The 14,384-nt window shown below is 49.0% G+C and carries 10 protein-coding genes; 7 read left to right on the top strand and 3 right to left on the bottom strand.

Annotation, left to right across the window (positions count from 1 at the left end):
* Positions 1-116: 116 nt before the first annotated feature.
* On the top strand, positions 117-746 hold the full coding sequence (locus tag BIW15_RS09790; RefSeq protein ID WP_005465748.1) for a response regulator transcription factor: 630 nt from the start codon (positions 117-119) through the stop codon (positions 744-746).
* A 3-nt stretch (positions 747-749) separates the two neighbouring features.
* On the opposite strand, the gene BIW15_RS09785 is transcribed toward BIW15_RS09790, so the two are convergent.
* Entirely contained in the window at positions 750-2,495 is a 1,746-nt protein-coding gene (locus BIW15_RS09785) for a potassium/proton antiporter (protein WP_015297432.1), read from the bottom strand.
* A 446-nt stretch (positions 2,496-2,941) separates the two neighbouring features.
* On the opposite strand from BIW15_RS09785, the gene BIW15_RS09780 reads away from it, so the two are divergent.
* From BIW15_RS09780 to BIW15_RS09760, 5 genes are all read left to right on the top strand, one after another.
* Positions 2,942-3,205 (top strand): DUF4212 domain-containing protein, encoded by a 264-nt coding sequence (locus BIW15_RS09780; RefSeq protein WP_005458022.1) that lies wholly within the window; start codon positions 2,942-2,944, stop codon positions 3,203-3,205.
* 12 nt (positions 3,206-3,217) lie between these two features.
* Positions 3,218-4,945: a sodium:solute symporter family protein gene (locus tag BIW15_RS09775; protein ID WP_005458020.1), complete on the top strand. Its 1,728-nt coding sequence runs from the start codon at positions 3,218-3,220 to the stop codon at positions 4,943-4,945.
* A gap of 108 nt (positions 4,946-5,053) precedes the next feature.
* Complete coding sequence (locus BIW15_RS09770) at positions 5,054-5,536, top strand: hypothetical protein (RefSeq protein ID WP_069550718.1); 483 nt, start codon at positions 5,054-5,056, stop codon at positions 5,534-5,536.
* Between the two features lie 177 nt (positions 5,537-5,713).
* Positions 5,714-6,091 carry a hypothetical protein gene (locus tag BIW15_RS09765; RefSeq protein ID WP_077280921.1) on the top strand — a complete coding sequence of 126 codons (378 nt, stop codon included), beginning with the start codon at positions 5,714-5,716 and terminating at the stop codon, positions 6,089-6,091.
* A 17-nt stretch (positions 6,092-6,108) separates the two neighbouring features.
* Positions 6,109-7,494 carry a lyase family protein gene (locus BIW15_RS09760; RefSeq protein ID WP_077280920.1) on the top strand — a complete coding sequence of 462 codons (1,386 nt, stop codon included), beginning with the start codon at positions 6,109-6,111 and terminating at the stop codon, positions 7,492-7,494.
* Between the two features lie 88 nt (positions 7,495-7,582).
* Here BIW15_RS09760 and BIW15_RS09755 read toward each other — a convergent pair whose 3' ends face one another.
* Positions 7,583-11,014 carry a PAS domain-containing hybrid sensor histidine kinase/response regulator gene (locus BIW15_RS09755; protein ID WP_025517136.1) on the bottom strand — a complete coding sequence of 1,144 codons (3,432 nt, stop codon included), beginning with the start codon at positions 11,012-11,014 and terminating at the stop codon, positions 7,583-7,585.
* Between the two features lie 122 nt (positions 11,015-11,136).
* A complete protein-coding gene (locus BIW15_RS09750; protein WP_005458010.1) occupies positions 11,137-12,327 on the bottom strand; it encodes a 3-phenylpropionate MFS transporter in 1,191 nt (396 codons plus the stop codon).
* A 229-nt stretch (positions 12,328-12,556) separates the two neighbouring features.
* Here BIW15_RS09750 and BIW15_RS09745 point away from each other — a divergent pair, with 229 nt between their 5' ends.
* Positions 12,557-14,383 carry a DUF294 nucleotidyltransferase-like domain-containing protein gene (locus tag BIW15_RS09745; protein ID WP_025442337.1) on the top strand — a complete coding sequence of 609 codons (1,827 nt, stop codon included), beginning with the start codon at positions 12,557-12,559 and terminating at the stop codon, positions 14,381-14,383.
* The last annotated feature ends 1 nt before the right edge of the window (position 14,384 follow it).

The raw sequence follows: 14,384 nt of genomic DNA, 5'->3' as shown, positions 1-14,384 counted from the left end.
TGCAATTTTCCTAATAAAAGTCGATTTGGTTCAGACTTTTAGCGAATAAATATTGTCCACCTTCTCAAAGCTGGACAATAATTCATTTAACGAAATAGTCAAAAGTGTTTAACGTCATGGATTCGACCTACACCATCATCATCGCCGATGATCACCCTCTCTTCCGTAATGCATTGTTCCAATCGGTACACATGGCTGTCAGTGGTGCCAATCTGCTTGAAGCAGACTCTCTTGATGCTCTACTTGCATTACTCGCCAAAGAGGAAGAGCCGGATTTGGTGCTGTTGGATCTCAAAATGCCTGGAGCTAATGGAATGTCGGGGCTTATCCACTTAAGAGCGGAATACCCAGATTTGCCTATCGTCGTGGTATCCGCCAGCGAAGAGCCAACGGTGGTGAGTCAAGTGAAGAGCCATGGTGCGTTTGGCTTTATTCCGAAATCGAGTGATATGCGTGAACTGGTCAATGCACTCAACCAAGTGCTCAATGGCGACCCATACTTCCCTGAAGGGCTGATCACCAATAACGCAGCGTGTAATGATTTAGCAGAGAAGATTGCCGCGCTAACGCCACAGCAATACAAAGTGTTGGGGATGTTGTCTGATGGCTTGCTGAACAAACAAATCGCTTACGAGTTGAATGTATCAGAAGCCACCATCAAAGCACACATGACGGCGATTTTCCGCAAGCTCGGCGTGAAGAACCGCACGCAAGCCGTCATCATGTTAACGGAAATGAATGATTAGGACTTAGTCCTCCTCTTCCCCTTCCTCTTCTTCATTGGGTAAACGTAAACCAACCTTAGTCACTTGGTGATCCACCACGTCCGCGATTACCCATTGCAATCCTTGCCATTCAAACTGGTCGCCCAAAACAGGCGTGCTACCCAGTTGTTCTTCAACAATATTGCTCAAGGTTTTATCTTGCAGTTCATCGCCCAAATTCAAACCGTACATCATCGCCACGTCGGCCAGTTTCACTTCGATATCTAAGAAGAAATCACCAAAGAAACGAGTCAGAGAGGCTTTCTCCGGCGCTTCACTGAACAACAAGCTCAGTGCTGCTAAGTCTTTCTCTTGAGCCAATACACATAGGGTATCGTCTTCTTCCAACCTGGTACTGCCCGATGGGTGAAGCAGTTCTTGATTACGGAAAACAGCCGCAATGCGCGTGCCTTCAGGCATCGACAAACTGCGCAGCGGTTCGCCAATGCACCATTTATCCGCTTTCAATCGGTAGATAAACAGTTCCCACTCACTGGTTGGGTAAATCTCCACACCAGTGCGAGAGATTGGCTCGGGCTTTGGTGGCAACTCAACCTTGGCAAGCGACATCGCTTTGGTCAGCGTACCGCCCTGAACGATCAGCGATACCATCACCACGAAGAAGGCCAAGTTGAAGTACAGCTGCGCGTCTGGTAAACCAGCCATCATAGGGAATACCGCAAGAATGATTGGCACCGCGCCACGCAAACCAACCCAAGAGACAAACCACTTTTCACGTGGCGTGAAACTCTTAAATGGCAGCAGTCCAATCCACACGGAAATAGGACGGGCAAACAAAATCATACCAAACGCAAGCGCCAAGCCTGGCACCGCAATACTCAGCAAGTTCGACGGCGTAACCAACAAACCAAGCACGAGGAACATGCCAATTTGCGCTAGCCACGTCATACCATCTAACACATGCAGAATCGAATGACGGCTGCGCGTTGGACGGTTACCCAGCAATAAACCCACGAGGTAAATCGACAAAATACCGCTGCCGCCTAACGAGTTCGACAACGCGAAAATGATCAAGCCGCCGCTGACGGTCAAAATCGAGTACAAGCCATCCGGCAGTTGATTGCGATTGATGACTTTCCACAAGACCCAGCCACCAGCAAAACCAAGAAGCGCACCGATACCAAACTGCTTAACAAAACTGAGTGCTAAAAAGCCGGCGCTTAACTCCGTTCCCGTACTAGAAAGAATCGCAATTAATGTGACGGTCAAGAACACCGCCATTGGGTCGTTGGTGCCCGATTCAATTTCTAACGTCGAGCCAACACGTTCGTTCAGACTGCGGCCTTTCAATAAAGAGAAGACCGCGGCCGCATCCGTTGAACCGACAATCGCGCCAACCAAGATACCTTGCAATAAATCCAAATCGAACAGCCAGGTCGCCATCAAACCAGTTAACAATGTCGTGATGGCTACGCCTATGGTTGCCAACGACACCGAAGGCCACAAGGCGACCCGAAAACTGGCGACTCGCGTTCGCATCCCGCCATCCAAAAGAATGATGGCGAGCGCTAAGTTACTGACTAAATAAGCGATGGAATAATTATCAAATAAGATTCCGCCAAGGCCATCTTCCCCAGCCAACATACCTACCGCAAGAAATACGAGAAGGATTGGAATCCCCAATTTTGAGGACACGGGGCTTAAAAGAACGCTCAGTGCAATCAGTAATGCACCAATCAGAAAAAAGCTGTTAATGGTGTCTGCGTCCATTCTCACCCTCCCTAAATGAAAAGCTACAAACAATCTCAACGAGTAAGCATATAAGTTCCTAAATCACCTCAACTTTAAGATGTAAGCGTGATGAGTTAAGCACAGGCTTTATTGTGCCTCAAAACCGTGCTCCGGTACGAAAACTTTATGTAAACAAATCACTTGAGAAGGTTGAATCTAGGTATAGATTCGGTGAAATCAATGAAGAAAAGATTAACCAATGCAACATATTGAAAATTTTATGCATCAAATCATTAGACCTTAGGCTAATTTAACACCTTTTTAACATCATTAAATCTTATCAATTTCGCCGTAAACGCCCATTATTCGGTCGTTTTTCCTTTTTTACGCCCCGACTAAAGTTGAAAAGAGTTATTGCCAACACCTTGCTAATGTACATTGTGAAACATTTTTTTAACAACAATACCAATCGTAAGGAGATGGCAATGGCATTTGAAAGCGAAGAAAGAGCCAAAGCCTATTGGGACAAAAACGTGAAGCTCATGATCGGTCTAATGGTCATCTGGTTCGTCGTGTCTTTCGGCTGCGGCATTTTATTTGTCGACGTACTTAATCAATTTCAATTAGGTGGATACAAACTTGGTTTCTGGTTTGCTCAGCAGGGCTCCATCTATGCCTTCCTAGGTATTATTTTCTACTACGCGTGGAGAATGCGCCAAATCGACCGTGAATTCGGCGTGGATGAGTAAGGAGTCACTCAGATGGATTTGAAAACTATCACTTATCTGGTTGTTGGTGCGACGTTTGTCCTCTACATCGGTATTGCGATTTGGGCACGCGCTGGATCAACCAAAGAGTTCTACGTCGCGGGCGGTGGTGTAAACCCTATCGCTAACGGCATGGCAACCGCAGCAGACTGGATGTCTGCGGCATCGTTTATCTCGATGGCGGGTCTGATTGCCTTTATGGGTTACGGCGGCAGCGTATTCCTAATGGGCTGGACTGGTGGTTACGTGCTGCTTGCACTGTTGCTTGCCCCTTACCTACGTAAGTTCGGTAAATTTACCGTGCCTGAGTTTGTCGGCGAGCGTTTCTACTCCAAGACAGCGCGTATCGTAGCCGTAGTGTGTCTGATCATCGCGTCGGTCACTTATGTTATCGGTCAGATGAAAGGCGTTGGCGTTGCGTTTGGTCGCTTCCTTGAGGTGGATTACTCAACCGGTCTACTGATTGGTATGTGTATTGTATTTATGTACGCCGTTCTTGGTGGCATGAAAGGCATCACTTACACGCAGATTGCTCAGTATTGCGTACTCATTTTGGCTTACACTATTCCTGCAATCTTTATCTCTCTGCAGCTTACCGGCAATCCAATTCCACAAATAGGGCTCGGCAGTACCATGGCCGGCACCGATGTCTATCTGTTGGATCGGCTCGACCAAGTGGTGACGGAGCTCGGCTTTAGTGAATACACCACTCAAGTCCGCGGTGACACGCTAAACATGTTCGTTTACACCATGTCACTGATGATCGGTACTGCGGGTCTGCCACACGTAATCATCCGTTTCTTCACTGTACCGAAGGTGCGTGATGCACGTACCTCTGCAGGTTGGGCACTTGTGTTCATCGCTATCCTATACACAACGGCTCCAGCAGTATCAGCAATGGCACGTCTAAACCTAATGGATACCGTTAACCCAGCGCCGGGCCAACACTTGGCTTATGACGAACGTCCTACTTGGTTCAAAAACTGGGAGAAAACGGGTCTGCTAGGCTTTGATGATAAGAACGGTGATGGCAACATCAACTACACATCAGATGCTGCAACTAACGAACTGAAAGTTGATAACGACATCATGGTACTGGCTAACCCTGAGATCGCGAAACTACCTAACTGGGTTATCGCACTGGTCGCAGCGGGTGGTCTAGCGGCGGCACTATCAACCGCAGCGGGTCTATTGCTGGCGATTTCGTCCGCGATTTCCCATGACTTAATCAAAGGGGTAATTAACCCGAATATCTCAGAGAAGAAAGAGCTGCTCGCGAGTCGAATCTCGATGGCGGTGGCCATTGCAGTCGCAGGTTACTTGGGTCTGCATCCACCGGGCTTCGCGGCAGGTACGGTAGCACTGGCCTTCGGTCTGGCGGCGTCCTCCATCTTCCCGGCTCTGATGATGGGTATCTTCAGTAAGAACATCAACAAAGAAGGTGCTATCGCGGGTATGATTGCCGGTATCAGTATTACTTTGTTCTACGTGTTCCAACACAAAGGTATCCTATTCATCGCAGATTGGACTTACCTAGAAAGCTGGGGCAGCAACTGGTTCCTAGGCATTGAGCCAAACGCATTTGGTGCGATTGGTGCCTTATTCAACTTCATCGTCGCGTTCGCTGTATCGAAAGTAACAGCAGAAACGCCACAAGAAGTGAAAGACCTAGTCGAACACGTTCGCGTACCGGTAGGTGCTGGTAGCGCAGTGGATCACTAAAATATAACCAAAACCACAAAAGCCCCGTTTGGAACCTGCCGTCCGGGGCTTTTTTATTCTCACTTTTCAGTTACCATATTCGCAGTATGTCGTTGCAAGGAAGCCAAGATGTTAAAAAACAAGCACTTTATTCTCGCCCTGTTAATCGCGCCCATCCTTTCTATCATTGCCTACTTTGGTACTGATATGGCACTGAGCGAAAAGCCTCATGCCGCTAAAGAAGGGGAAACTTACAAGCTCGCGAGTAAGTCCAACTGTCGTTACACCAGTGGCCTATGTGACATGGAAAATGGCGATTTTAAAGTTAAGTTCCGTTCTGAAAAACTGACAAAAGATAGCCTAGAACTGTCTCTCAACGCTGCCTATCCGCTGGAAGGCGTCAAGCTGTCCGTAGTCGATGACCAACAACAGAACGCTCAACCGATTGATATGACACGCGCCGATCAAGCTGGCCAAAACTGGTACATCACTCTGCCAAAGCCAACCTCCGCAGAGAGCTGGTTGCGAGTCGTTATCCAAGCCGAAGGCACGCTTTACTACGGCGAAACACAAACAGCATTTGTGAAATACGAAACCTTGTTTACTGAGTAACATTACGCTGCTTATCCTTCTAAACAACGGATAAACTTTGCTGCGGGATGAAAACCCAACCATTTCTGCCGATGCGACTGCGTCGGCTTTTTTATATCTAGCCTTGCTGAAAATAGAGGGTTGCTAATTTATTCTTAATTGATAATAATTATCATTATCTAATTTATTGAGGCAGATATGAAACGCAGAAAGGACATATTCAACACCTTCTTCAAAGCGCAAGATCGCTTCCAACTTGCCGCGCCCAGTGGCTTTGAGCCCGACGTCATTCATGACTATATTCATTGGGGTATGGTGTTGTCATCCAGCTATGAGCATGAAGCAGAAGACGAAAACTTACTCTTGTGCGAACTGTTTTTACGCCAAGTGTATTTCCACCTTCTCGAAGCGATTCAAGACCCAACTCGCACTCGTACATTTCGCCGAGTCTGCCTTGATTCGGTTCACACGCCCTTATTCTGCCTCAAACGTTACTACTATCAGTTTGAACATGGCGACGTAAAGTTTCTCCAATTACAACAACAATTACGCCTCATTCAGACTTCTCTTGATTAAACGAAAGGAACCCTACTATGACCACCGAATTTCGTATTGAAACCGACAGCATGGGCGAAGTAAAAGTCCCGGCGAATGCCTTGTATCAAGCGCAAACTCAGCGCGCTATCGATAACTTCGCATTCAGCCAGCACACCATGCCAAGCGGTTTCATCCAAGCTTTAGCCCACATCAAACAGACGGCAGCACTGACCAACGCACAACTAGGGTTACTGGAAGGTGATATTGCCAATGCGATTGCAGACGCCGCGCAAGCCATTATTGATGGCCAGCATCTCGATCAGTTCCCGATAGACCTGTTCCAAACCGGTTCTGGGACAAGCTCCAACATGAACGCTAATGAAGTGATTGCCACGCTCGCGTCTGAATTGCTTGGCGGCAACGTCAACCCGAATGACCACGTTAACATGGGTCAAAGCAGCAACGATGTGGTGCCGACGGCGATTCAAGTCAGCTCAGCACTTGCTATTGAACACAAGTTGTTGCCTGCACTGGCTCATCTTAGCCAAAGCCTAGAAACCAAGAAGCAAGCTTTGCAAGGTGTGGTAAAAACAGGCCGAACTCATTTAATGGACGCCATGCCAATCACTTTCGCGCAAGAGCTGGGCGGCTGGCAATTCCAGATTGAACACGCTAAACAAGCCATTGAACAAACACTGCCGATGGTGAAAGCCCTTGCTCAAGGCGGCACTGCCGTTGGCACAGGGATCAACGCCGATCCGCGTTTTGCCTCTCTGTTTGCAGACAACCTCACTCAGTCCACTCGAGTCACCTTTACTTCAAGCGACAATTTCTTCTTCAACCTCAGCAGCCAGGATGCGATCGTCGCACTGTCTGGACAGCTCAAAACAGCAGCAGTTGCGATCATGAAGATCGCAAACGATCTTCGCTGGATGAACTCTGGCCCATTGGCTGGCTTGGGTGAAATCGAACTGCAAGGCTTACAGCCGGGTTCATCAATCATGCCGGGCAAAGTAAACCCGGTTATTCCTGAAGCCGCAGCCATGGCGTCAGCGCAAGTGATTGGCAACGACGCAACCATCACCATCGCGGGTCAGTCTGGCAACTTCCAGTTGAATGTTATGCTACCCGTGATTGCACATAATATTTTGGAGAGCATTGAGCTCGTTGCGAACAGTGCGACCGCCCTTGCCGATAAGGCGATTGCGACCTTTGACGTTCGACAAGATAACCTCGATATTGCTTTAGTCAAGAATCCGATTTTAGTCACCGCACTAAATCCGGTGATCGGGTATTTGAAAGCGGCAGAAGTCGCGAAAAAAGCCTACAAACAAGGACGAGCCATCATTGATGTGGCCGAAGAGGAAACGGATTTAGACCGCGAAACGCTTGAAAGGCTGCTTAATCCAGCCAAATTGACTCAAGGTGGCGTGGCTGAGTAAAGCACTTACTTTGAATTTCCGCAGAATATAAAGAGACCTCTCATTGGAGGTCTCTTACTATCTGGCTCATGCGTTCAACTTACCTAAGCTACGCGACTCGATTGAGCACCGAGCGCAATTTGAGTGGCTTAACGGGTTTGGCAATAAAGCTGAAACCGTTCGCTTTGATGCCTTCCATCATATCGTCAGTACGGTCAGCACTGATGATCACCCCTTCAAAACGATTCCCCAGGCGCAAACGACACTGTTGCAACACTTCTAACCCCGTACGTCCGTTATCCAATCGATAATCAGAGAAAATGACGTCTGGCACCCAATCGCCTTCGAGCGCTTGTAAGCTTTCGACGAGATCCGTCGCAACCCGTATGTCACACCCCCAACGAGAGAGCAGATTTTCCATTCCGACCAAAATGTCAGGTTCATTATCGACACACAAAATTCGCAAGTGGCACAACTCAGATTGAGGACTGGTCTCGACTTTCGCAGGGTGTGGCTGAACGTGATGAGCCTTATCCAAGGTTATTGAGAACACGCTGCCTTTACCAAACCACGAACGCATTGAAATTTCGTGCCCCAACACCTGCGCAATCCCTTTGGAAATCGCCAAGCCTAATCCCAAGCCTTGATCGGAGCGTACTTGCGTTCCGCGATTAAACTCTTCGAAAATTTCCTGCTGTTTTTCTTCCTCGATGCCCATGCCGTTATCCCACACATCAATGCGCACACGCCCTTGAACTCGGCGCACTCCCAGCGCGACTTTACCATTTGGGCTGTAACGAAAGGCATTGGTGAGGAAATTCTGCACCACACGGCGCAACAATTTAGGGTCCGATTTCACCATTAGAGAAGATGGGATCATAGTGAACTCGATCCCCTGTTGTTTGGCCAATGCGCTGAATTCCGCATTGAGGTTCGCCAGAACATCGTTGACCGCGAAGCCATGCACATTGACTTCCAACTTACCCGATTCCAAACGCGAAATATCCAGCAAATCTCCGATCAAATCTTCTGCCGCGCCTAACGCACTTTCGATGTGTGCCGACAACTTGCGGGTTTCGCTGTCTTTGGCTACTTCAGAAAGTGAAGACGCAAACAAACGGGCGGCATTGAGCGGCTGCATCAAGTCGTGACTCACGGCCGCTAAAAAACGCGATTTCGATTTCGATTCCAAATCCGAACGCTGCGTCGCTGCCACCAACTGCTTGTTGAGTTGCTCCAACTCTCTGGTGCGCGCGCGCACTCGTTCTTCTAACGTTTCATTGGCGTCTTTCAGCGCTTGCTCGGCATCGCGGAATACGGTGATGTCCGTAAAGCTCATTACAAAACCACCGCCGGGCATCGGGTTGCCCTGCACTTCAATCACTCGTCCATCAGGGCGCACACGGGAAGAGGTATGTCGCGTGCCTTGCTCAAGGTGATACACGCGGCGGCGTACGTGGTCTTCTGGATCGCCGGGGCCACATAAACCTTGCTCAGCATTGTGGCGAATCACATCAGCAATCGGTCGGCCGACTTGAATCAATCCGGGTGGGAATACAAACAGCTCTAGGTAACGCTGGTTCCACGCCACCAGCCGCAATTGTTTGTCGACAACCGCAATTCCTTGGCCGATATGTTCAATCGCCCCTTGGAGTAATCCGCGGCTAAAGTCGTACAACTCGGAAGCTTCATCAACGATGGTTGCGACTTCTTCAAGCTGCATATTTCTGCCTTGCAACGCAGAAGTAAGTACTAACTTAGCGGAAGATGCACCAAACACCCCAGCCAATACGCGTTCAGTGTGACGAATCAACGAAGACGGCGCTTGTTGGTTCGGTAACAACTCCTCTCGCTGCTGGCTCCAATAGGCTTGGAAAGCCACTTTCACCCGAGTGCGGCCAACAAAGCGCGAGGCAAGCATTTCCAACTCAGCCACGGTAACACGACTTTGATACAAGCTGATGTTTTCGCTTTCAGGCAGCGGTGTTCCGACAAAAGACGCCGACTGTAAGCGCTCACTTAGGCTTGGACGCGTCGCCAGAGACACCGCGACAAAACACACCGCGTTCGCCACCACACTCATGATCATGCCCCAATCCGAAATCGCAATGTCGAAGCTCGACAGCACCTCTGGCGGCGTTATTAACCAAATCAAAAAGTTGTTGCTGGCATTACCAGCCAACATGTCGGTTTGGCTCATTAAGGTAATCAACCAAATCGTAAAACCGACCGCGAGGCCAACATAAACGCCTTTCTTGTTACCCTGACGCCAATACATACCGCCAATCAATGCAGGAGCAAACTGGGTAATGGCTGCAAACGAGAGAAAACCTATCGCAGAGAGTGAGTGGATACTATCTAAGGCCTGATAAAACCCCCATGCACCAATCAACAAAATCAGAATTAGAGCGCGGCGAATACGCAGCAAAAGCTCAGAAAAGTGGTGATGGTTGCGCTGTGCCAAGCGCATTCGGCGTAATATCAGCGGCATCACTAAGTCGTTCGATACCATGATCGCCAACGCAATGGTTGAAACAATCACCATACCGCTCGCCGCCGAAGTACCGCCTAAAAACGCCAGTAACGCAATCTCGCTTGCCCCCACCGCCATCGGCACACTGATCACGTAAGTATCGGCAGATGTTCCGCTCAATAACCCTTGCCCGACCCACGCGATTGGCAACACAAATACGCCCATCAAAATCAGATACAACGGGAACAACCAACGCGCAACGTGCAAGTCTTGCGCACGTTCATTTTCCACCACCATGGTGTGAAACTGGCGCGGCAAACAGACAATTGCCAACATGGTCAGCACAGTATGAATCAATAAGGTTGGAATGTTTGGCGACTGGTAGGTTTCAGAAGCCACTTCAATCAGGCTCAAGTTTTCAGTACTCATCGCCAGCCAGACAATGAAAATCCCCACCACCAAAAACGCCAGCAATTTGATGATGGATTCGAACGCTATCGCCATCATCATCCCACGGTGATGCTCGGTGTTATCAATATGGCGAGTACCAAACAACATGGTAAAAATGGCCAGTGCCACCACGACAAACCAAGACACGCTGTCATTCTGATAACCAAAATCGGTCGCCAATTCCGGGGCGATGATCTCCAACCCCATGGTGATGCCACGCAGCTGCAAGGCGATGTAAGGTAAGATCCCCGCCACCGCAATCAATGTGACGACCACCGCCAAACCTTGCGATTTTCCGTAACGGGCACCAATAAAATCAGCGATGGAAGTGATGTGTTCGCGCTTCGCGATCAGAATGAGTCGAGCCAGAACTCGCCATCCGATGGTAAACACCAGAATCGGCGCGATATAGATGGGCAAGAAAGACCAAGGATTGCTGCTCGCCTGTCCGACCGTGCCGTAGAAGGTCCACGAGGTACAGTACACCGCAATCGAGAGGCTATAAATCCACGGTCGCCAACGGGCGAGCCAGCGCTTCTGTATGTCTCCGTACCACGCGATTATAAATAGGGCTCCCAAGTACGCCAAAGAAACGGGAACCACCAGCCATCCTTGCATCCGATATCCTTTCTAGCTTTTCTTACAGAAAATAAAAAAACCTCTCCTTGAGGGAGAGGTTTCATTTAACACTGCTTTCACAATGGAGACAAAGATTAGTTTTTAACCTTTGTCACAGAAGTCTAATTCTGTGTTTCAAGTGCCTTTTCAGACACATCCACCACGTTGTGGCTAGGCTCTTGAGGGTCCAATTTGATGAACAGCGCCAATAGGCCCATTGCCGCCATACCCCAGAACACCAGCGCGCCCCAGTGCTCGTAACCCCAACCACTGAGCACCGTCATCAGCGCGATAAATGCGCCAAGCGGGATCGCGTTGTATAGCGCTTGCAGCGCCACCATTTTGTGCTCTTCAGAGTTTTGGATGTATTGAATGGCCGCAATGTGCGCTGTCGCGAATGTCACACCGTGCAGAAGTTGCACGATAACCAACGCAACGATAGACGTTGTTGCAGCGGTCATGCCCCAACGCATCATCACACCACAAGCTGCAACAATAAACAGCGTGCGCAGCGCCCAACCAGCAAACAGACGCTTACTCAATGCAAACACAGCCACTTCTGCCGCAACGCCCAGACTCCACAAGTAGCCGATCACGTCTTCTGAGTGACCCGCCGCTTTCCAGTGAATGGCACTAAAGCCGTAGTACGCCGCATGGCTACCTTGGATAAGCGATACCAAAACCAAGAACTTCACCACTGATTTATCGGTAAGCAGTGCAGATAATTTCGGACGTTCAGCATGCTGGTCACCGCGAGTGACAGGCATTGGATTGATGCTGCGCATCGCGAAAAGCAATGAAAAGAACACCCCCACCATCGCGGTGTACAGAATCATATCCGAGCCAAATTCTGCGACAAGGAAACCCACCACCGTTGAACCCGCAATGAAGGCTATAGACCCCCACAAACGCGTGCGCCCGTAATCCAACATTTTCAAGCGAGCGTAGTAGTTTGCCATCGCGTCTGATAGCGGAACTACCGGACCACAACACAAGTTAAACAACACCGTTGCCAATGCCATGAGCCAAAAACTGCCGCCCGTAAAAAAGTGGAAACCAACAAAAATGAGGGCTGCAAAGCTCAACCAACGCAACGTTGGCATTAGATGTTCAACTCGGTGTACACGAGGGGTAATGACGAGGTTAGCCACGCAGCGTGTCGCTAAACCTAAACCAACCAGTAAACCAATGTCCGTGGAAGAAACGCCCTGTTCTTTAAACCACAACGACCAAAATGGCAGGTAAACGCCATACGCAAAAAAGAATCCGAGAAAGTACTGGGAAATCCAGCCATACGGAGAAGGTTTCAACATTACTAATATCCTAAAACGGGAACACCATCGCTCGAACCGTGGATTATGGATCGCTATGCGTATTAGAAAAAGGGAAGAATAGGCAACTTACCGTTTCCTCGATGTCATTCTGACTTTTGATGCGCCAAATTCGCCCATCAATGTCCAGCGGTTTAGACCAAAGTCGTCTGGCTTACGGCAAGAAATTTGTCAGACTTATACTGTGTTCCTCCCAATTTTAGGTGTCTCCATGCCTGACAAATTTAATATGCAATCTCCCCCGTTCGATCGTCTGACCGATGCTCAGCAAACTCGGCTGCGCTCGTCCTTAGATGTGGCGTACTATCGAACTCGAGATGTCATTTTATCTAGCGGGCAGACCAACCCTCACTTGCACATATTGATCAAAGGCGCAGTCGAAGAGCGTTCTAAAGACCAATCCGAAGTGTTCGCTCACTACGCCAATGACGACATGTTTGATGTGCGTTCACTGTTTGAAGAATGCGTTCGACATCAATACATCGCGCTGGAAGACACCCTTTCGTACTTGCTACCAAAAGACGTTTTTCTCGAGCTTTATAACGAGAATGGCCAGTTCGCGGCTTACTTCGACAACAACTTATCCAAACGACAAGAACTCATCGAAGCCGCGCAGCAACAGCAAAACTTGGCCGAATTCATTCTGACCAAAGTCGATAACAGCATTTATCATCCGCCGATGATCCTCGCGCCAGAAACGCCAATCAACGAGGTAACTCGAACTCTAAAAGATAACGGCATCGATGCTGCATTGGTTCAGCTCCACGACGATGACCCGCGATTGGAAAAATGGCCGTCAGCTCACCCGTACGCCATCGTGACTCGTACCAACATGCTGCACTCGGTTATGTTGGATAATTGCGCCGTGGACACACCTGTAGGTGAGATCGCAACTTTCCCTGTCTACCATGTTGATGACGGGGATTTTCTGTTTAACGCCATGATCACCATGACACGTAATCGCATGAAACGTTTGATGGTCTGCGAAGGCAATCGCGCGGTGGGCATGCTCGACATGACACAGATTCTCAGCGCATTCTCGACCCACTCCCATGTGTTAACACTCAGCATTGCACGAGCAAGCAGCGTAGAAGAACTGGCGTTGGCCTCAAACCGCCAACGTCAACTGGTAGAAAGCTTGCTGAGAAACGGCATCCGCACTCGCTTCATCATGGAGCTCATCTCTGCGGTAAACGAACAAATTATCGAAAAAGCCTTTGAACTGGTGGTGCCGCCCGCTTTGCACGACCACTGTTGTTTGATCGTGCTGGGCTCAGAAGGGCGTGGCGAGCAAATTCTTAAGACCGACCAAGACAACGCGCTCATTATTGAAGACGGGCTAGAATGGCCGCATTGCGAACAAGTGATGCAATCATTCACCCACACTCTGCAGCAACTTGGTTACCCACTCTGCCCCGGCAAAGTGATGGTCAACAACCCGAAATGGGTCAAAACGCAGCAAGAGTGGATCCACACCTTAGATCATTGGATTGCGAAGGCGGAGCCTGAACCAATCATGGACTTAGCGATTTTCAGTGACGCACATGCAGTAGCAGGGAATCGAGAGCTTCTCACCCCAATAGCAAATCACCTCAGAGACAGCATGAAAGATCGCATGCTGGTTTTGTCGGATTTCACGCGCCCTGCTTTGCAATTTTCCGTGCCCCTTACTTTGTTTGGCAACGTAAAAAGTGCCAAGGATGGTTTGGATATCAAACGTGGTGGCATCTTCCCTATCGTGCATGGTATTCGCACCTTGTCGCTGGAATATGCGATTGAAGAAAAAAACACCTTTGAACGCATCGAAGCACTAAGAAAAAAACGCATCTTAGAACCTGAGACCGCAGACAACTTAAACGAAGCGTTGAAGCTGTTCTTTAAGATTCGCCTTCATCAGCAATTGAGTAAACAAGAAACACTTAACAACATTGATATCAAACAGTTAGACCGAACCGAGCGTGACTTGCTGCGTCATAGCTTGCATGTGGTGAAGAAGTTTAAGCAGTTCTTGGGCTTCCACTATCAAATCCGCGATTAAG

Origin of the sequence: Vibrio sp. SALL6, assembly GCF_002002385.1 — a bacterium.
GTDB lineage: Bacteria > Pseudomonadota > Gammaproteobacteria > Enterobacterales > Vibrionaceae > Vibrio > Vibrio parahaemolyticus.
The sequence above is the reverse complement of the archived record's forward strand: the minus strand, read 5'-3'. Positions and strand labels throughout refer to the sequence as shown.